16 protein-coding genes and 1 riboswitch are annotated in these 18,458 nt (G+C 59.7%); of the genes, 8 read left to right on the top strand and 8 right to left on the bottom strand.

From position 1 onward, the window contains the following. Positions 1-5: 5 nt before the first annotated feature. Positions 6-1,094 carry a uroporphyrinogen decarboxylase gene (gene hemE / locus H8L67_RS02790; RefSeq protein WP_220380270.1) on the top strand — a complete coding sequence of 363 codons (1,089 nt, stop codon included), beginning with the start codon at positions 6-8 and terminating at the stop codon, positions 1,092-1,094. Here hemE and H8L67_RS02785 read toward each other — a convergent pair. Further along, positions 1,064-4,621, bottom strand: coding sequence for a hybrid sensor histidine kinase/response regulator (locus H8L67_RS02785; RefSeq protein WP_220380269.1), 3,558 nt, complete (start codon positions 4,619-4,621; stop codon positions 1,064-1,066). The genes hemE and H8L67_RS02785 overlap by 31 nt on opposite strands. 108 nt (positions 4,622-4,729) lie before the next feature. Between H8L67_RS02785 and H8L67_RS02780 the strand changes: the two genes are divergently transcribed. Next, positions 4,730-5,254: a cytochrome b gene (locus tag H8L67_RS02780; RefSeq protein ID WP_220380268.1), complete on the top strand. Its 525-nt coding sequence runs from the start codon at positions 4,730-4,732 to the stop codon at positions 5,252-5,254. A gap of 1 nt (position 5,255) precedes the next feature. On the opposite strand, the gene H8L67_RS02775 is transcribed toward H8L67_RS02780, so the two are convergent. Then, positions 5,256-5,489, bottom strand: coding sequence for a glutaredoxin family protein (locus H8L67_RS02775; protein WP_220380267.1), 234 nt, complete (start codon positions 5,487-5,489; stop codon positions 5,256-5,258). Between the two features lie 63 nt (positions 5,490-5,552). Between H8L67_RS02775 and H8L67_RS02770 the strand changes: the two genes are divergently transcribed. Then, the gene (locus H8L67_RS02770) at positions 5,553-6,935 is read left to right on the top strand and encodes an L-serine ammonia-lyase (protein ID WP_220380266.1); all 1,383 of its coding nucleotides are present in this window, start codon (positions 5,553-5,555) and stop codon (positions 6,933-6,935) included. A gap of 40 nt (positions 6,936-6,975) precedes the next feature. On the opposite strand, the gene H8L67_RS02765 is transcribed toward H8L67_RS02770, so the two are convergent. Continuing rightward, positions 6,976-8,061, bottom strand: a complete 1,086-nt coding sequence (locus H8L67_RS02765; protein ID WP_434063422.1) for a homoserine dehydrogenase family protein — start codon at positions 8,059-8,061, stop codon at positions 6,976-6,978. 2 nt (positions 8,062-8,063) lie between these two features. Continuing rightward, entirely contained in the window at positions 8,064-9,287 is a 1,224-nt protein-coding gene (gene metB / locus H8L67_RS02760) for a cystathionine gamma-synthase (RefSeq protein WP_220380264.1), read from the bottom strand. A gap of 78 nt (positions 9,288-9,365) precedes the next feature. Next, positions 9,366-9,477, bottom strand: a riboswitch (SAM riboswitch). Positions 9,478-9,641: 164 nt separating this feature from the next. Between metB and H8L67_RS02755 the strand changes: the two genes are divergently transcribed. Together H8L67_RS02755 and H8L67_RS02750 are read left to right on the top strand one after the other, a co-directional pair. Continuing rightward, a complete protein-coding gene (locus tag H8L67_RS02755; RefSeq protein WP_220380263.1) occupies positions 9,642-10,487 on the top strand; it encodes a M23 family metallopeptidase in 846 nt (281 codons plus the stop codon). A 79-nt stretch (positions 10,488-10,566) separates the two neighbouring features. After that, positions 10,567-12,165, top strand: a complete 1,599-nt coding sequence (locus tag H8L67_RS02750; RefSeq protein WP_220380262.1) for a peptide chain release factor 3 — start codon at positions 10,567-10,569, stop codon at positions 12,163-12,165. On the opposite strand, the gene H8L67_RS02745 is transcribed toward H8L67_RS02750, so the two are convergent. Continuing rightward, the gene (locus tag H8L67_RS02745; RefSeq protein WP_220380261.1) at positions 12,166-12,810 is read right to left on the bottom strand and encodes an aspartyl/asparaginyl beta-hydroxylase domain-containing protein; all 645 of its coding nucleotides are present in this window, start codon (positions 12,808-12,810) and stop codon (positions 12,166-12,168) included. It abuts the gene before it with no gap. A gap of 1 nt (position 12,811) precedes the next feature. Further along, positions 12,812-13,435: a sulfotransferase family 2 domain-containing protein gene (locus tag H8L67_RS02740; RefSeq protein ID WP_220380260.1), complete on the bottom strand. Its 624-nt coding sequence runs from the start codon at positions 13,433-13,435 to the stop codon at positions 12,812-12,814. 59 nt (positions 13,436-13,494) lie between these two features. Between H8L67_RS02740 and trhA the strand changes: the two genes are divergently transcribed. After that, complete coding sequence (gene trhA / locus H8L67_RS02735; RefSeq protein WP_220380259.1) at positions 13,495-14,154, top strand: PAQR family membrane homeostasis protein TrhA; 660 nt, start codon at positions 13,495-13,497, stop codon at positions 14,152-14,154. Here the strand turns inward: trhA and mtgA are convergent, their stop codons facing one another. Continuing rightward, positions 14,155-14,904 carry a monofunctional biosynthetic peptidoglycan transglycosylase gene (gene mtgA, locus H8L67_RS02730; protein WP_220380258.1) on the bottom strand — a complete coding sequence of 250 codons (750 nt, stop codon included), beginning with the start codon at positions 14,902-14,904 and terminating at the stop codon, positions 14,155-14,157. It lies immediately after the preceding gene. A gap of 35 nt (positions 14,905-14,939) precedes the next feature. On the opposite strand from mtgA, the gene hslO reads away from it, so the two are divergent. Further along, entirely contained in the window at positions 14,940-15,827 is an 888-nt protein-coding gene (gene hslO, locus H8L67_RS02725; RefSeq protein ID WP_220380257.1) for an Hsp33 family molecular chaperone HslO, read from the top strand. A gap of 88 nt (positions 15,828-15,915) precedes the next feature. Continuing rightward, the gene (locus H8L67_RS02720) at positions 15,916-16,764 is read left to right on the top strand and encodes an XOO1806 family protein (protein WP_220380256.1); all 849 of its coding nucleotides are present in this window, start codon (positions 15,916-15,918) and stop codon (positions 16,762-16,764) included. 45 nt (positions 16,765-16,809) lie between these two features. Here the strand turns inward: H8L67_RS02720 and H8L67_RS02715 are convergent, their stop codons facing one another. Continuing rightward, complete coding sequence (locus tag H8L67_RS02715) at positions 16,810-18,393, bottom strand: tetratricopeptide repeat-containing sulfotransferase family protein (protein ID WP_220380255.1); 1,584 nt, start codon at positions 18,391-18,393, stop codon at positions 16,810-16,812. Positions 18,394-18,458: the final 65 nt, after the last annotated feature.

The raw sequence follows: 18,458 nt of genomic DNA, 5'->3' as shown, positions 1-18,458 counted from the left end.
CACTCATGAACGCACCTTTGAAAAACGATCGCTTCCTGCGCGCACTGCGCCGCGAACCCGTGGACACCACCCCCGTTTGGCTGATGCGCCAAGCCGGTCGCTATTTGCCGGAGTACCGCGCCACGCGCAAGTCGGCCGGCAGTTTTCTGGCGATGGCTATGAATCCGGAGATCGCCTGCGAAGTGACATTGCAGCCGCTGCGTCGTTTTGATCTGGATGCCGCCATTTTGTTTTCCGACATCCTGACCGTTCCCAACGCCATGGGGCTCGGTTTGTACTTCGTTGAAGGCGAGGGTCCGAAGTTCGAACGACCGGTTCGCACCGAGGCCGATGTCAACGCCTTGCAAGTGCCGGACATGGAAACCTCGCTCGGCTATGTGACCGATGCCGTCAGTCTGATTCGCCGTGAGCTCAACGGCAGCGTGCCGCTGATCGGTTTCTCGGGCAGCCCGTGGACGTTGGCCTGCTACATGATCGAAGGCGGTGGCAGCAAAGATTTCGCGAAGATCAAAGCAATGGCACTGAATGCCCCGGCATTGCTGCACAAGTTGTTGGACGTGACGACCGATGCGGTCATTGCCTATCTCGCGGCGCAAAAGGCCGCCGGCGCGCAAGCGCTGCAAGTCTTCGACACCTGGGGTGGCGTGCTGTCGCCGGCCATGTATCGCGAGTTCTCACTGAAGTATCTGCAACGCATCGGCAAGGAATTGGCGAGAGGCGAAGGCGCGGAACGCACACCGTTGATCTTGTTCGGCAAGGGCACCGGGCAACATTTGTCCGAACTTGCCGGTACCGGCGCGGACGCCTTGGGCGTCGATTGGACGATCACGCTGGAGGATGCCGCTTGGCGCACACGCAACGCCGTGGCACTGCAAGGCAATCTCGATCCCACGACGCTCTATGGCGAGCCGGAGGCCATCCGTCGCGAGGTTCGCAACGCCATGGACAGTTACGCATCCGGCAACGGCAACTCGCGCGAAGGGCATGTTTTCAACCTGGGCCACGGGATGTCGCCGGACATGAATCCCGATCATGTCGCGGTGCTGGTGGATGAAGTCCACCGCTACGGTGCAACGCGCACGCTCGCGGCGTAACCGCTGCCTGCCTGCGCGACTTGATGGCGCATTTCTTCGTCGATCGCCGCGAGTAAATCCGCGGTGCGAATGGGTTTACGCAAGAAGCGGTTGAATCCGGCATCGCGGCTACTGGTTTCCGCATCCGCATCCGTGCGCGCACTCACTGCCAGAATCGGGCCGGCAAATCCGCTGACCCGCAGTTGACGCGCCAAGTCGAAGCCGTCGATGGCCGGCAGATCCAAATCCAAAATGGCCAAATCGAATCGGCGTGCAGAGAGTTCCACCAACGCAGCAAGCCCGTGCACCGCATGTGCGACGTGGTGGCCGGCCTGAGTCAACATCCCGGACAAGACTTCAGCAACGGTCTCGTCATCTTCGACCAACAATATCCGGTGTCCCGCCTGCGTCGAACCGGGATGTACAGGCAACGCCGATGCCACAGGAATATCCACGGTGCGCAAGGGAATATGTACGGAGAAAGTGCTGCCGCTGCCCGGCACGCTGCTCACGGTCAGTCGACCACCCATACCGATGACCAATTCCGAGGAAATCGCGAGTCCCAGTCCGCTGCCACCATGTCGATGCGCGGTCAATGCGCCATCGGCCTGCTCGAAACGTTCGAATACGCGTTTGCATTGCTCCGCATCCATCCCGGGACCGGTGTCCCTGACCCGAAACACGTGGATGCCATTCGCTTCAATCGCATGGGAAAGATTGACGACGCCGGAGGCGGTGAACTTGATGGCATTGCCGACCAGATTCATCAGCACTTGTCGAACTCGCACCACATCGCCGGAAACGCGCAGGTCGCAGCCGACTGTGTGATGAAATTCAAAACGAAGGTGTTTTTTGCCGGACACCGGGGTCGCCCATTCGGCGATTTCCTCGAGTAAATCCACCACGGCAAACGGGGCGTCGACAAAGGCCATTTTTCCGGCTTCGATTCGTGCCAAATCCAACGCGTCATCCACGATCCGCAACAGATGTTCGCTGGACTTGCGAATGCTGTTCACACGTTGCATTTGCAGGGGCGACAGTGCCGTCGCCGAGAGAAGTTCGGACATGCCGAGGACGCCGGTCATGGGCGTGCGAATTTCATGTCCCAATGTCGCAAGAAATGTTGATTTTGCGGCCGAAGCGTTCGCGTGCAGCGTGGCTTTTTCGCGCGTGTGTGCCAGTTCCCGCATGCGCTGCATTCTTAGAATTCTTGAACGAATCACAATCGCCACAAGCAGGGTAATCAGAACGAATAGGCCGATTTTGAAAGCCACGGTTTCCCACCAGCGCGGCGGCACCGTCAACGCAAATTGCCGGGCCCCGGAGACACGACCGCGACGATCACTGACACGCGCTGACACTGCATAGGTACCCGGCGCGATACCGGTCAAAATGCGTTCGTTGGCGGCGCCCAAATCAATCCAATCTCGGTCAAGCCCTTGAATGCGCACCTGATACCGCACGGCCTCCGGATCGTCATAGGCGACCGCATTGAATTGCAGCCGGATTTCACTGCCGCCCTTGGGAATGTGAAAACGATGATCGGATGGCGCGACGCGCTGCCATCGGCCCTCGCTTCTTGCGAATACGCCGATCGGCGCCAGGCGCGGCCACTCGATACCGGCCTCCTCTCCCTTTGGTGAAAAAATCATCACCGCCCCGTTTTCGGCGGCCGCCGCAGCGCGGCTATCCCGTGACGCCACCGCCAAACTGTCGACCACCAGTTGCTGATTCGACAGTCCGTTTCGAACATCAAATGACGGCTTGCCGGTTCGTTCAAATAGGAACATGCCGCGAGACGTTGCCAACCACAGGCGTCCGGTCGCATCCACGCGCAAGCCTTTGGCGTCCAAGTCCACCCATTGTCGATCGGCTGCGATTTTTTGCTGGAGTACCCAACGCCCGCCGCGGCGTTCAAACGCAAACAACCCCTCCGGTGCATGCGCCCAAATGCGGTTTTCCGACACCACCGCCACGCGGTCGAACGCTGTATCACCGGCGATTGCCAAAGCGTTGAACGCGTTGGCCTCCGGCGCCAGTTCGAACAATTGACCGTCAATGACCGCGAACAACGGCGTGTTGAAAAGCGCGTCGATGGACTGGACTCCGATGGGCGCATCAGCAGCATTTCGGACGGTGTTCAACACCCTGCCCTGACCGTCCCGCAGTTGCACTCCCCAACCGGGCGCGGATAACCAAAACCGTCCCCGGCCGGCAGCGCGCAACTCACCGAGCGCCACATCAGGAATGGCGTCGCGATGACTTGCGCTGTCGAAGACCTTGATGACCCGACCGCTTTGAATGCGATACAGGGCGTCACGCGCTGCCAACCAAACGTGGTCGGCATCGCTCTCCAACACGGCCCTGGGTCGCGCGGTTTTGTCGATTCCTTTAACGCGCATGGAGACATGTCCGTCCGCCGTCACGTGCTCCAGTACGCCGCCCATACCGGCCACCCACCAGCCTTCCGAGTGCGAAGATGCCAGCGCACGATAGTCATTCGATGACAGTCCGGATGCGACATCCGGCAAGGCGCGCAGCTGGGTGATGTTTTTCCAATCCGGCCGCAAATAAGCAACGCCGACCCCTGGCGCCGACAACCAAAGGGCACCGTCCGGCTGACGAAACATGCCTCGCACCGAGCGGCCCGACAGCGCGCCTTCGATCATGACGTCACGCCAACGTCCGCCTTCGACGCGCCGCACACCGCGTTGCGTGGCGATCCACAGGGCACCCCGCGCATCCGGCACGATCCTGATCGCCGCGGCGGGCTTCGAAAAATCAGACGACCATGCCGGCACCTCAGGCCTGCCATTTCTCGCCATCGAAAAGACCCCCGCACTCGTGCCAACCCATATGCGCCCGCCATCGATTGCCAAGCTATAGACGACGTCGTCCGATGCACCGAGGGGCATCGGCACGGCTTCAACGTTGCCTTGCGACACGTGCAACAAGCCACCCGCCGTCGCCACCCACAGGTCATCCGGACCGCGACTCGCCATGGTCACGATTTTCTTTCGCGCATCCGTTGTGAAAACGTCGGGGGAACCGGGCAATGCGATTGTCCGCGACCGGGAATCCCATCGCAGCAAGCCATGGTTTGCTGTTCCGAACCAAACGGTGTCACCGTCATCTTGGATCGCCCAAACATCGACAAGTGCGGGATGCAGGCGCGCATCAAATCGCTGCGTATGACTGCGATCCGCGTCCAATCGCACGACCCCGTGCCCCAAGACTGAAATCCACAAGGCGTCTTTGGCATCCACATGTAAGGCTTGGATCGAGTTGCCGGGTAGCCATTCGGTGTCGGCATGTCGCAAGATGGAGAAGTCGCGACCGACGTGACGCACCAATCCATCTTCGGTCGCCATCCACACCACCCCTTGATGATCGCGCACGATCGCGTCAATGGCGCTGTTGGACAGACCTTGCTGCGCGCCCATCACCCGGAATCCCGGTACCCATGGCGTGCTTTGCGCGATTGCTTGCCCGACGAAGCACACGGCAAGCAATATCAGCACGGCGAACGAGCGTATTCGATCCTGCATGACGTCCCTCCCGGCCTCCCCGCCGGAGCCGCCATCTTGGTCTTTGCCCCCCTCGACAGGCAAGATTCGCAGGCTAGAATCAGGTTTTCCCTACATGCACAGACGACCATGACCGCAAAAAACACGATCGACAGTTGGGGCGTCGTCAGCCGGGCCTTCCATTGGATCATCGTGCTTTTGATCGTGTTTCAAGGGACGACCGGCCTGCTCCGCTCGGCATTGCCGCGGGGCACGATGGACTTTCACAAGTCGGTCGGCATCACGATTCTCGTGCTGGCCATCCTTCGCGTTGTGTGGCGTGTTTACGCCGGCGCACCGAGGGCGGTGGAGGGTACTTCGCGCTGGCAATCGCTTGCGGCCTCTGCCATGCATGGCGTGTTGTACGCGATGATTTTCATCGTTCCGATCACCGGTTGGATCGTGTCCGATTCGGGCAAGCGTCCGCTCGCTTGGTTCGGCATTCCCATGCCTGATTTCATTCCGCTCAACGAAGACCTGCACAAATCGTTCGAGTACTGGCACGAACAAATGTTTTGGGTGCTCGTCGTCGTGGCCTCGGCGCACATGCTGGCCGCGCTTTACCACCACCTGTTCGTACGCGATCGCACCTTGATCCGCATGTTGAAGGGCTGATTCAGTCCAGCGACGCAAGCCAATTAGTGATTCCGACGGCATCGAACGGCCAGCCGATTTCGGCGCCACTCAGTGTGTCGCGGAAGACCGGCACGCGTGTGCCATAGACGGGCTCTAGTTCCGGCACATCGTCGATGAAGACGGAGTCGAATTCAGGCGCCCGCGCCGCAGCCAATTCTGCCAATGCCAGATCACACAGATGGCAATAGTCACGTTGGTATAGAACGAATCTCAATGCTTTGCCTGCCTACGCGGTACGGTCGGGATAGAATAATGCTCTTGGTCAGGAGCATTGCACATGGCGGTCAGCACGTTCGACATTTACAAAATCGGGATCGGTCCGAGTTCGTCCCACACGGTCGGTCCGATGCGCGCTGCAGCCCGTTTTGTTTCGCATCATTTGATCGAGCAAGGCCTCTTGGACACCGTGGTGCGCGTGCGCGCCGAGGTGTTCGGTTCTTTGGCGCTGACTGGACGGGGGCACGGCACCGACAAGGCCGTCATGATGGGTCTTGAAGGGCACGAACCGAACCTTATTGATCCGGACATCATTCCTGATGCGCTTGACCGTATTCGCGGCACGAAGTCGATCCGCCTTGGCGGGCAGCGCGAGATTGCCTTCAATGAGAAGACCGATCTCATCATGAACAAGCGACAGAAGCTGCCATTCCACACCAACGGCATGCGCTTCTGTGCATTCGATGCGGAAGGCAATGAAATCGCATCGCGCGATTACTATTCGGTCGGCGGCGGTTTCGTCGTCAATCAAGACGAAGCGGCCGAAGATCGCATCGTGCCGGATACCACGGAAGTCGCCTACCCGTTCAATAGCGGCGATGAACTTCTGGCGCAATGCAAACGTGCCGGCATCAGCATCGCGCAACTGATGATGGCCAACGAGCGCGCCTGGCGCACCGACGAAGAAATCATTGCTGGCCTGCGCGAGTTGTGGGAAGCCATGCAATCCTGCGTGGCGCGCGGCATTCGCGAAACCGGCACGCTGCCGGGCGGTTTGCATGTGCCGCGCCGTGCGCCGAGTTTGTACGTGGAATTGCAGCGTCGTCCGGAAGCCGGGATGAGCGATCCGCTGACCGTTCTCGACTGGGTCAACCTTTATGCGCTGGCAGTGAATGAAGAAAATGCCGCCGGCGGACGCGTCATCACCGCACCGACCAATGGCGCGGCGGGCATCGTTCCTTCGGTGCTGCACTATTACGCGCGTTTCATTCCGAACGCCAACGAACAAGGCGTCTTCGATTTCATGCTGACCGCTGCGGCCGTCGGAATTCTCTACAAAGAAAACGCCAGCATCAGTGGCGCCGAAGTGGGTTGCCAGGGCGAAGTGGGCGTCGCCTGTTCAATGGCCGCTGCGGGCCTTGCTGCCGCACTTGGCGGCAGCCCGAGACAAGTGGAGAATGCCGCGGAAATCGGCATGGAGCACAACCTCGGTTTGACCTGCGATCCGATTGGCGGCTTGGTGCAAATCCCCTGCATCGAACGCAATGCGATGGGCTCGGTCAAGGCAATCAACGCCGCGCGCATGGCGATGCGCGGCGACGGCAGCCACAAGGTCAGCTTGGACAAAGTCATCAAGACCATGCGCGACACCGGACGCGACATGCAAGACAAATACAAAGAAACCTCACGCGGCGGTCTTGCCGTCAACGTCATCGAGTGCTGATGCAGGTGGCGCGCAGACGCGCCACCGCGCATCGTTCGCGTCAATGATGTCGTTGGATGGTCAGCACATCGTCCAACAACGCACCGGCTGTGACCTCCGGACCGGCGCCGGGCCCTTGGATCACCAAAGGATTCTCGCAATAGCGATCGGTCCATATCGCCACTCGGTTATCGGTGCCCGCCCCTGCGGCCAAAGCGTGCGACGCCGGCAATGAGGTCAATCCGACACGCGCGATGAGCGTGCCGTCGGTCAAGAACTCGAATCGCCCGATATGCTTCAGCACTTCGCCCTTCTTGTGCGCGCGTGCAAACTTGGCGCGCATCTGCGCATCGATTTCGGGCAGACGTTCAAAGAAGGCTGCTCGCGATAAAGGCTGCAAGCCGAGGGGCACCAACGAATCGACTTGAACGTCTTCGACGTCCAAGGCAAGGCCGGCGGCGCGCGCCAAAATCAGCACCTTTCTTCGGACATCCTCACCCGACAAATCATCGCGCGGGTCCGGCTCCGTATAGCCCGCCGCATGCGCTGCATGCACAAAGCTGGAAAACGGTCGCATGCCATCGAAGTTGTTCATCAGGTAGGCCAAAGATCCTGAAAGCACACCGGCCACCGCGGTGATCCGATCGCCGCCCGCGGCCAGTTCCCGCAGCGTTCGAAGCAAGGGCAAGCCGGCCCCGACAGTGGCACTGTCGCCGTATCGGGCACCGGTCTCGGCCTGCGCGTCGCGAATATCCTGCCAGCGCACGCGCGACGTACCTGCGCCCAATTTGCATGCCGTCACCACATGCGCGCCGCCACGCAACCAACCCGCATGTTGCTGTGCGATCACATCGCTGGCGCTGGCATCCACCACGATGTCACCTGGCCCGAACACGGCGTCGGCGATCCATTCCGACGCCGAGGGCGCCTCACTGTCGCGAAGTTGGTTTAACACCGCATTGGGACAATCGCAATCAATGCGGGAAAAACCCCGCGTGTTGGCAATGCCCGCCAAGGGCGGCAGCGTCATCCCGCGGGCATTGAGCGCCACATGCCGCGCCACGAAAGCGCGACCCACCGTGCCGGTTCCCAATAACGTAATGCGTTGCGACGCTGGCACCGGGTGCGATGCGCGAAGCGGTGACACGTTCATGCGGCAACCTTGCGTTGACAGCGTTGAAGCGCGCGTTCTGCGCGATCCAGTCCCGACAGCAGATCCGCTACCAAATCTTGCGCGTGCTCGATACCCACCGACAAGCGCAGCAAACCGTTGGAAATGCCGGCGGCCTGGCGCGCTTCGGGTGACATGGCGGCGTGCGTCATTGTGGCGGGATGCGCAATCAAACTTTCCACGCCCCCCAAGGACTCCGCCAAAGTCAAACACTGCAACCCATCCAAGAGTGCACGCACCGCGGTCTCTTGCTCCGCCGGCGCGTCTCCGTGCAATTCAAATGACAGCATCGCGCCGAATCCTTTTTGCTGACGGGCGGCCACAGCATGTCCCGGGTGCGTACGCAGACCGGGGTAGTTCACGCGGCGCACAGCCGGATGCGCGGCGAGACATTCGACCAAGACTTGGGTGTTTTCGCTGTGCACGCGCAACCGCGCATCCAGCGTGCGCAGACCGCGCAAGGTCAGGAAGCTGTCAAACGGCGAGGCCGTTAGGCCCAAGCAATTCGCCCACCATGTCATTTGCTCATGCAGATCTGCCGCGGCCGAAATAACGGCGCCGCCAACCACGTCACTATGGCCGTTGATGTATTTCGTGGTGGAGTGCACGACGACATCGGCACCGAATTCGATAGGACGCTGCAACGCGGGCGACAGGAACGTGTTGTCGACGCACGTCACTGCGCCTACCGCCTTCGCTGCGGAAATGACCGCCGCCAAATCGGTGATACGCAACAGTGGATTGGAGGGCGTTTCGATCCACACCAGTTTGGGTTGTGCATCGAGTGCGGCTTGTAGCGCGACCGAATCGGTGAGGTCCACCGTGAGAATGTTGAACGCGCCCTTGGCCGCCAAGGCGTTGAACAGCCGCCAACTGCCGCCGTAGCAATCGTGGGGAACCACGAGGGTGTCTTCCGGCGTCAAGAGTGCGTGCAACACCACACTGATCGCCCCCATGCCGGTCGCCGTGATCACGCCACCAGCGCCCCCTTCCAAAGATGCCAAAGCATCGCCGAGCAAATCCCGGGTCGGGTTGCCGCTTCGCGTGTAGTCGTACCGCCGCTTCTCGTTGAAGCCGGCGAAGGTGAAGTTGGAAGAGAGCACCAGCGGCGGGGTGACGGCGCCGAATGCGCTATCGCAATCAATCCCGGCACGCACGGCACGGGTGGTGAAATCGAGTGTTTCGGCGTGGGCAGTGGTCATCTTGAGTCCTTGTGGAATGAATCCACCAGGCACCACTGCGGTCGGAACGGAAAACACAGCACGCCTGCGCGCTGCGCTCAACCATCTTCCGGCAAGCCCGAGGGCCCCCGCAGGAGTTGGCACCTTGCGGCTCGCGCCTCAGGTTGCCCCGGCTTCAAAGGGCCTGTCCCTCTGCCGGTCTGGATGGAATGACTGCACTATGCCAGTGCCTCCCCAGCAAGTCAACACTTTCATCCGGATAAAGCGATGGATACATGCCCCCCCCTTCTCCACAAAGTGGAGAAGGTGCCCCGCAGGGGCGGATGAGGCGCTCCTCCCCATCAGCACCCACCGGTTTTCGCGTAAATTGACCCCATGAAAGCCTCCAACCACGCACTCGTAACCCTCCTCCTTTGCCTCCTCTCTTGGAAAGCGCAGGCGCAATGGCTCACTTGGCCACCCTCAGGTCAAACGACGACAACTTCCGCAAACGTGCTGGACAGCGTGCCCTATCGCGGCGATTTGCAATCCGTCGAGATGCAGCTGCAACGTCACGCCGCGTCGATTGAAGTGTGGGTGGTCAATCCGCTCAGCGGGCCGGTGGAAGTCGAAGTCGATACCGGCCAAGGTCGACCGATCCGCCGGACGATTGCCGCGCAAACGCGCAATTTGCTCGACAAGTTCGATGCGCGCGGTGCCGTCAACGCACAACTGCGCGCCATACCCGGGCCGTTGGCGGGACGCGCAACCCCCTTTGACTACGGTCTGCCGGTTCCCGAAAAAGGCCTGCGCATCGATCAGGCAGACGGCGGCAAGAGCAGCCACGACAACCCTGAAAACCTGCACGCCTTGGACTTCGCCGCGCCCATGGGTACGCCCGTGGTGGCCGCGCGCGACGGCCTCGTCATGCAGATCGAAAACCAACATGCCGACGCGGCACCGGGCCAACGCGCGATACAAGGGGCGCGCCCCAATTTCGTGCGCGTGTTGCATACCGACGGATCAATGGCGCTGTACGCGCATTTGCAACAAGGCAGCGTTGTGGTCCAACCAGGACAGCAAGTAGGCAAAGGCGAGCTGATCGGCAGGGTCGGCAACAGCGGGCAAAGTAGCGCACCGCACTTGCATTTCGTGGTCCAGACCAATGCAGGCATGCGCTTGATCTCAGCGCACGTCCAAATAGCGACCTCGCAAGGCAGCCTGCGGGTGGCCGGCGAATAAGTCCGGAAAACACGCCAACCCCTATAATTCCCGCTCCTGCTTATCAACGCCGTGCGCCACTGGCGCACCCGGGAGCCCGATGTCCAATGTTGCACAAGAAGCTGCGCGCCGTCGCACCTTCGCCATAATTTCCCACCCTGACGCCGGCAAGACCACGCTGACTGAAAAGATGCTCCTGTTCGGGGGCGCGATCCAGATGGCCGGCAGCGTCAAAGGACGCAAGGCGGCGCGTCATGCGACCTCCGACTGGATGGCGCTGGAAAAAGAACGCGGCATCTCGGTGACCTCGTCGGTGATGCAATTCCCGTATGAAGGCCGCATCGTCAATCTGCTGGACACGCCGGGCCACGCCGACTTCGGCGAAGACACCTATCGCGTTCTGACGGCCGTCGATAGCGCACTGATGGTGATTGACGTGGCCAAGGGCGTCGAAGAACGCACCATCAAATTGATGGAAGTCTGCCGTTTGCGCGACACGCCGATCATGACCTTCATCAACAAGCTGGACCGCGAAGGCAAGAACCCGATCGACCTGCTTGACGAAGTCGAATCCGTGCTGAAAATCCAATGCGCACCAGTCACCTGGCCAATCGGCATGGGTCAAAGGCTCAAGGGCGTGGTGCATTTGATTACCGGTGAAGTGCATTTGTACGAGGCCGGCAAAAATTTCACCCGCCAAGACTCGACGATCTTCCCGTCCATTGACGACCCGGGTGTGGAGGCCGCCATCGGTGCCCCGATGCTGGCCGAACTGCGGGAAGAACTTGAACTGGTGGAAGGTGCCTCGCACAGTTTTGATTTGGATGCCTACTTGCGCGGGGTACAAACGCCGGTGTTTTTCGGTTCGGCGGTGAACAACTTCGGTTTGCAGCCCTTGCTCGACTTCTTTGTTGAACATGCGCCTTCACCGCAGGCGCGCGCAACCACTTCACGCGATGTGTCGCCGACAGAAGGAAAACTCACCGGGTTCGTATTCAAGATCCAAGCCAACATGGATCCGCAACACCGTGACCGCGTCGCCTTCATGCGCATCTGTTCGGGCAAATTCGCCGCAGGGATGAAAGCCTTTCATGTGCGCAGCGGCAAAGAGCAAAAACTCGCGAACGCCCTCACCTTCATGGCGAGCGACCGTGAACTTGCGGAAGACGCTTGGCCGGGCGATGTCATCGGCTTGCATAACCACGGCACCATTTCCATTGGCGACACCTTCACCGAAGGCGAACAGTTGTCGTTCACCGGTATTCCGAACTTCGCACCGGAATTGTTCCGGCGCGCGCGATTGCGTGATCCGCTCAAGCTGAAGCAACTGCAAAAAGGCTTGGCGCAGTTGAGCGAAGAAGGCGCCACGCAATTCTTCAAGCCTATGATGAGCAATGACTTGATTCTGGGCGCGGTCGGCATGCTGCAGTTCGACGTCGTGGCCTACCGCCTCAAAGACGAATATGGTGTCGAGGCAACGTTCGAACCCGTGCAAGTCTCAACAGCGCGCTGGGTGCGTTGCGATGATCCGAAAAAGCTCGAGGAATTCATCGACAAAAATGCGGTGAACTTGTCGCACGACGCATCAGGCGCCTTGGTGTATCTCGCACCGACCCGGGTCAATCTGCAATTGGCCGAAGAGCGTTCACCTGCTGTCACCTTCATGGCAACACGCGAACACGCACATTCGATCGGCTGATCAACCGCCGGAAGACGCCGCCTTCGCACGGAGGTCGGCGTCAACGGCCAGCAGCGGCGCCAGCCACGACGGCTCCGGCTGGTCCAAATCGTAGTACTCGAAAATCAAATGGATCCGATCGGTGTCCGAGTCATTGCGAACACCGTGCGGTCCGAGGTTGTTGACCTCCACCGCATGATCCAGCGGCAAGTGGTGACCGGTCTCACCGACAAAAAACACTGCGCCCGGACTCGTTTGCAACGGAATATGAATCTTGTGCGGCCACTTGGCGGCCGGATTGGCATCGATATGCGTTTGAATCACACCGCCGGGTTTCATGCGCGCCAGCATCACCCGCGGGAAAGCGCCACGCGCATAGCCGTAGTCAGCCGTCGCCTGCGCAAGAACCGGCTCTAGCAAGTGTTTGAATTCCGCCCAACGCGGACGATCATGCGAAGCACGCCAATCCTTGGTGCTGTCCACGAAGCGGAAGACGATGTGACGCGTGGAATCCAAGGCCTCGAACTTGTTCGGCTTGGCGGCGTTCTCCTCGTCCCATACCGATTCTGGCAATGCCGAAACGGCCTCGCGCAACGCATTGACGTCCACCGCACCCAGCTCGCGCAAAGACTTTGTTTTACGGGGATTGGCGCTCAAGATAGACATGTCAGAAACCGTATCCGAATAGCTCGATGTCTTTACCGTAGCGCGCCTCGACGCCGGCCCGCAACTCGTCGGTGTAATAGCTGCGGTAGTCACCGCGCTCCGAGCTGTTGACCTTGCCCAAGGTGGCTGTGGGGATACCGATACGTTCACAAATCGTGTCGTAAGAGGCCTGCATTTCCTCGACCCGTCCGACGTAATCCGTCAGCAACCGGCCCTCGTCATCCACCAACAATTCGTTTTGCGGCCGGAAGAGAATATGATCTTCGCGCGGCGCTTCGAACAGGAAGTAGCGCATGACATTCTGCGGTGCCGTTTTGAAGTGCGGCGTGTCGCGCGTCATGAACGCACAGTAAGAGACGAACCGGTCATATGGATTGCGCACAAACGCGAACTTGAAATAGGTGTTGAAATCGTCCTCACCCAAGTGCGGCCGCAATTGCTGCAGACTCAAATGCCCGTGTTTGATCTCGGCCAACTCCTGCCAAGGAAAACGCTTGTTCACAAACAAGCCGACTTGCTCGGCGTCCTCTTGACCGAGATGGTCACGCAACGCTTGGCGAACGGAATGGGTACCGGTTTTCGGCACAGCGGCGAAGACGAACTTGTGGGTGTGGGAAACAATCATGCGTTGATTGTAAGGCTTGGGCGCACCGCGTTGCCGCCGGATGGTTTACGCTCATCCGCATGAATACACCGACTCACCTGCCCTATTCCGACCTTGAAGAAGGCATCAATGTTCGATTGCATGTGGCCGCCAGTGCTTTGGCGGCCGCAGCCGCCGTGGTGATGATCGTGCTCGGCATCAAGAACGGCGCAGACCTCCGCCAAATCGTCTCCGGCGCGGTGTTCGCGCTCTCGGCGTCGTTGCTGTATTTCGCCAGCAGCACGTATCACCATGCACGTCACCCGGTGCGGCGCGCCCGTCTCAAGATTTTCGATCATTGCGCGATCTATTTGCTGATTGCCGGCACGTACACGCCGTTCACGCTCATTGCCATGCAAGGTTCCAGCAGAGGCATCATCTGGTTTTCGGTGATCTGGGCTTTGGCAGCAGCCGGCATCGTGTTCAAGTTGTTCTTCACCGGACGTTTCGTACTGGTGTCCACATTGATTTATGTCGCCATGGGCTGGTTGGTGGTCGTCGACTTCAAGTCGGCCGTCAGTCTCATCGATCCGTTCTCTTTCAAATGGATGCTCGCCGGCGGCGTTGGTTACACCGTCGGTGCTGTCATCTATCTGATGAAGAAACTGCCCTATACCCACGCGATCTGGCACTTCTTCATCGTCTTGGCCAACGCCTGCCATTTCGTCGCAGTGTGGCCAATGGTGACTTTGCCGCGCTGATCAATCGTCCAATTTGTGCAGGTAGCCTTGGCCGCCGATTAGCCGCATTTGCCGCTCGATCGCACGCGCACGGCGCTGCACGTAAGGCCCGGGCTTCGCCACGCTGTAGCGCTTGGGCGAAGGGAGCACCGCGGCCAGCCGTGCAGCCTGAGAGGCGTTCAAACGTTTGGCGTCAACGCCGTAATAGGTGCGCGCGGCGGCTTGAACGCCGTAGATACCGTCGCCGAACTCGGCGAAGTTGGCGTACAGCTCGATGATGCGCGCTTTGGGCAACATGGCTTCCATCAACACCGTATACCAAGCTTCCAAGCCTTTTCTCAGATAGCTGCGGCTACCCCACAAGAACAGGTTCTTCGCCGTTTGCTGGGTGATGGTGCTGCCGCCCCGGATCTTTTTGCCGCGCGCATTTCGCGCTTGCGCCTTTTCAATCGCTTCAATGTCGAAGCCGCCATGATCGGCAAACTTCTGATCTTCCGAAGCGATCATGGCCAGCGGAATCGCGGCGGACATCTGATTTCGGTCCACCCATTGATGCTTCAGCCGAAAACCCATATCGCCCGAACCCCAAGCTTCAAACAGACGGATCGCCATGAAACTCGAAAACGGCGGATCAATCACACGCAGTGACGCCACTTGGAGCACACTGAACAGCACAGCGGCACCGGCCAAGAGTATCAGGCGCTTGAACCATCGCCACCGCTTTGGCCGCGGCGCTTGCGAATTCAGGGTGTCGCCCCCATTTGATGACATTCGGAATGCATTCATCCGGTCATTATCGCTATTACATGAACACTCACACCGATTCTCTGCTCCGCTTCCATTTGCCCGCCGCCCATGTGCGCGGCGCGATCGTCCATTTGGGCGATACCTGGAAGACGGTTCAATCCCGTGCCGAATACCCCGGTGCCGTGCGCGCGCTCTTGGGTGAGGCGTTGGCCGCGTCGGCCTTGTTTGCGTCCATCCTGAAAACCGACGGGCGCCTGTCCATTCAAATCCGCGGTACCCGCGGCTTGCGCACTTTGTTTGCTGAGTGCACGGCGCAGGGCCATTTGCGCGGCATCGCCCGCGTGGCGGACGACGCGCCCATCCCGACCGACCTCAGCGATTTGGGCGAAGGTGCCGTCTTGGCGCTGACGCTGGAAAGCCCGCCGCGTGCAAACGGAGAACCGCACCGCTACCAAGGATTGGTGCCGATTGAGTCGCCGACGTTGTCGGGCGCCTTCGAGGACTATTTCCGCCAATCCGAACAGCTGCCGACCCGGTTGCTGCTCGCCGCCGATGACACCCGATGCGCGGGACTGCTGTTGCAGGTCATGCCCGGCAGCAATGATGCTGAAGATTGGAACCGCGCCAATGCGTTGTTCGAAACGCTGGGAGCGCAAGAGCTTCTAGAGACCGATGCGCACACACTGATTCACCGCCTGTTTCACGAAGAAGCGCCGGAAGTCCTTGCGGAACAAGCACTTGGGTTCGCCTGTTCCTGCTCCAGGGCGCGCATTGAAGAGGTTTTCGAATCGCTCGGCAAGGAAGAAGCGCTCGCTGCCGTTGTCGATGGTCAGGCCGAGGTAGTATGCGAGTTCTGCGGTACCACGTATGCCTTCACGCCCGACGAGCTGTCTCAGATATTTGAGCGACAAGGCGCAACCGTCACCACACCCGATTCAGTTCAGTAACCGACTTGTTAAATTTTCATCAATAGGTTAGATTCAAAGCGTTATTTCCGGGGAACTTCCGGGCAGACGTTCTGTCCAAGTCTTTGAAATGAAAAAGTCGATTGTCCTGGCCGCTTTGCTGTCCCTGTCGTTTGCGACGGGTTCGACGGCGTTTGCGCAGGGCAAAGACAAAAATGGGTTCGCGCGACTGCCTGTGGTCAACAGCAATAGCGGCAGAATCGAAGCGTTTCTTGAGCTCCAAGCCCAGACCGGCAAAGCCTCGAAAGGCAAATGGCGTTTGGGCGTGAACTCGCTCGACGATGTGTTCGGCATCGATGACAACGCATCGCTGGCCTTGGTGTGTTCGCCAAAGTCCAGCTTGTCGCGCGAGGTCAGCGGTCTTGGAAGCAATAACTGCATTTTGAGCAGTTTGACGCCCTCCGCGCGCAAACAGGATTTTTCCGCCTACTTCGCGAACGGCAAGGCGAAACTGGGATTGGGTGCGCGCACCAGCAATACGTCCAATCTTCCCGGATGGATGACCGGCACCCCGGCCAACCAAGCCGTCAAACAAAACGATCTGGCGTTTTTTGCCGAACGCAACGTGGGGAGCAGCGGCGTTGTGTCGATTGCGGGCACCACGGCAAAAGCCAAGTTGGTGCCGGCGGCAGCGATGCCGGTGTTGGCCGATGAGTGGAACACCCAATCGCTGCGTTTGAGCGGCGGTTACGGCGGGTTCCGCGCCGACGTGGTGGGTCGCGTCGTGACAGTGGCTGGCCAACCCGCCTATGAGGGTGTGGATCTTGGCGTCACTTGGCGCACACCGTGGAGTGGACAATTGTCGGTGGGCGCGGAAAACGTCATCACCAATGGCAAGAACCCCTTCTCGGTCAAGCAAGGCAGCAAGTCGAAGCAGGAAGGCGCAGTGCCCTATGTGCGCTACAAGCAAGACCTCTGACACCACCCTCGATTGATATTTGAAACCCGCCCGGCGCGGGTTTTTTCATGTCCTGAATTCAATACCCCGATGCGCAAGCGCAGCCATCAGGTCTTCGAGGAAGGGCGCGTACGGTTTCCACTTAGGCGCGCGACGCGCGGTCACTTCGCCGCGAACCTGCGCGAGGCTGGCAGTGGCCACACCCCGCGTAGCGTTGCTTGCGGTGCTCAGCGTGGCCGGATCGAAAGCGAGATCGCAGAAGTCGGAGACCTCTCGCATTGTCTGTTCCGTCGCTGTCGTCAACGCCTCGTAATGCACATCGAGAATGCGGCCGGGGTATCGCGATCTCCAGTGATCCATCAAGCGCAGGTAGTCGGCGTAGTAGTCGGCCAACGCATCGACGTCATAGGTATGAAAATTGACGTCCGCGAAAAGCTCCCGGAGGTTGGAAAAACAGACCTCCATCGGGTCGCGCACCAAATGCAAAATGCGGGCGTCCGGCAAAGCTTCGCAAATGAAGCCGACATTGAAAAAGTTGGTGGGAAGTTTGTCAGTGAAGTGCGAGCTAACATTCAGCTTCTCGCGGACGCCGTTCAAATAACGCGTGCCCACCTCGGCAAAGTCGATGGCAGCCGCGCGCTGCACCAAGGTCACGTCCAAGACACCTTTGCAGTGATGATCGGTCACCTCACGCATGGCAGCGGTGAAATCGTACATCTCACCACCGGCCGCCACCTCCGGATGCGCTGACAATAATTGCTCCAGCAGCGTCGTTCCCGAGCGATGCATGCCCAGAATGAAGATCGGCCGCGCCTGTGAGGTATTCGACGCCTGTCTTGTGCGGCCTTGCGGCTGCCAAGCCATCAAAGCATCGGTACACGCTGCGGTCTCTTGCGTGGCAACACGTGACGGATCGTTCTTCAATTGGCAGGCGCGACGCAGCGCCAATCCCGCATCGTCGTGACGGCCGGCAGCATCGAGAAAGCGGTGCAAAGCAAATTGCAACGTCGCCATGTCAGTAGCACTCATGCCTTTCGTCTCGGCAATGCGTTGTTGAACAGAAGCGGCGTGGCTGTTCGCATTCCCATCATCCGGGAGTGTCGCCAACTGCCACCAGGCTTCCGCAAAGGCAGGCGCGGATTTCAAGGCATCCAGTATCAATACACGCGCGCGATCAAATGCGCCCAAATAAGCATGACTTTGTGCGAGCGCCACCGCAATCGCAGGATTTCCCGGCTGACGGCGATGCGCGACTTCCAAAAGATCGCGGGCACGCTCGAATCGATTCACTTGCGAGAACTGCGCGGCAATGTCCGGCAACACTTCGACAGGCAAACCTTCTGGCGACCCCAAGCGGCGAACATAGTTTTCAAGGGCAGCAACTTCGTTGAAGGTTCTCAAACGCCAAGCGACGTCCGACACCGTCTCCACATTCGGCGGCGGCAGCTCGCAAGCGCGCAGTGCAAGTGTGTGCGCGCTGCGATAGTGGCCTTGCCAACTTTGCACATAAGACTGCTGGATGCGAACCCATGCATCTGAAGGGGCGATTTGCTCCAACGCCGCCAACGCCCGCTCGGCCGCGCGCCAATTGCGCTGCCCGACCGCGAGCTGGTAATCACTCGCCAATTCCCTTGCACGGTTTGCATTCATGCCGGCAAGGATCGCATAAAAAAACGGCCACCCGAAGGTGGCCGTTCTCTTTGTTGCTTGCAGCG

The sequence above is a fragment of the Lysobacter soyae genome (assembly GCF_019551435.1).
Lineage (GTDB): Bacteria > Pseudomonadota > Gammaproteobacteria > Xanthomonadales > Xanthomonadaceae > Solilutibacter > Solilutibacter soyae.
The sequence above is the reverse complement of the archived record's forward strand: the minus strand, read 5'-3'. Positions and strand labels throughout refer to the sequence as shown.

What these genes read in the sequence shown, in the direction of transcription:
- H8L67_RS02780 (WP_220380268.1), top strand. Translation starts at nt 4,730, where the DNA reads ATGACCGCAAAAAACACGATCGACAGTTGGGGCGTCGTCAGCCGGGCC.
- hemE (WP_220380270.1), top strand. Translation starts at nt 6, where the DNA reads ATGAACGCACCTTTGAAAAACGATCGCTTCCTGCGCGCACTGCGCCGC.
- H8L67_RS02740 (WP_220380260.1), bottom strand. Translation starts at nt 13,435, where the DNA reads ATGATTGTTTCCCACACCCACAAGTTCGTCTTCGCCGCTGTGCCGAAA.
- H8L67_RS02785 (WP_220380269.1), bottom strand. Translation starts at nt 4,621, where the DNA reads ATGCAGGATCGAATACGCTCGTTCGCCGTGCTGATATTGCTTGCCGTG.
- H8L67_RS02755 (WP_220380263.1), top strand. Translation starts at nt 9,642, where the DNA reads ATGAAAGCCTCCAACCACGCACTCGTAACCCTCCTCCTTTGCCTCCTC.
- hslO (WP_220380257.1), top strand. Translation starts at nt 14,940, where the DNA reads ATGAACACTCACACCGATTCTCTGCTCCGCTTCCATTTGCCCGCCGCC.
- mtgA (WP_220380258.1), bottom strand. Translation starts at nt 14,904, where the DNA reads ATGTCATCAAATGGGGGCGACACCCTGAATTCGCAAGCGCCGCGGCCA.
- H8L67_RS02720 (WP_220380256.1), top strand. Translation starts at nt 15,916, where the DNA reads ATGAAAAAGTCGATTGTCCTGGCCGCTTTGCTGTCCCTGTCGTTTGCG.
- H8L67_RS02745 (WP_220380261.1), bottom strand. Translation starts at nt 12,810, where the DNA reads ATGTCTATCTTGAGCGCCAATCCCCGTAAAACAAAGTCTTTGCGCGAG.
- H8L67_RS02715 (WP_220380255.1), bottom strand. Translation starts at nt 18,393, where the DNA reads ATGAATGCAAACCGTGCAAGGGAATTGGCGAGTGATTACCAGCTCGCG.
- H8L67_RS02770 (WP_220380266.1), top strand. Translation starts at nt 5,553, where the DNA reads ATGGCGGTCAGCACGTTCGACATTTACAAAATCGGGATCGGTCCGAGT.
- H8L67_RS02750 (WP_220380262.1), top strand. Translation starts at nt 10,567, where the DNA reads ATGTCCAATGTTGCACAAGAAGCTGCGCGCCGTCGCACCTTCGCCATA.
- trhA (WP_220380259.1), top strand. Translation starts at nt 13,495, where the DNA reads ATGAATACACCGACTCACCTGCCCTATTCCGACCTTGAAGAAGGCATC.
- metB (WP_220380264.1), bottom strand. Translation starts at nt 9,287, where the DNA reads ATGACCACTGCCCACGCCGAAACACTCGATTTCACCACCCGTGCCGTG.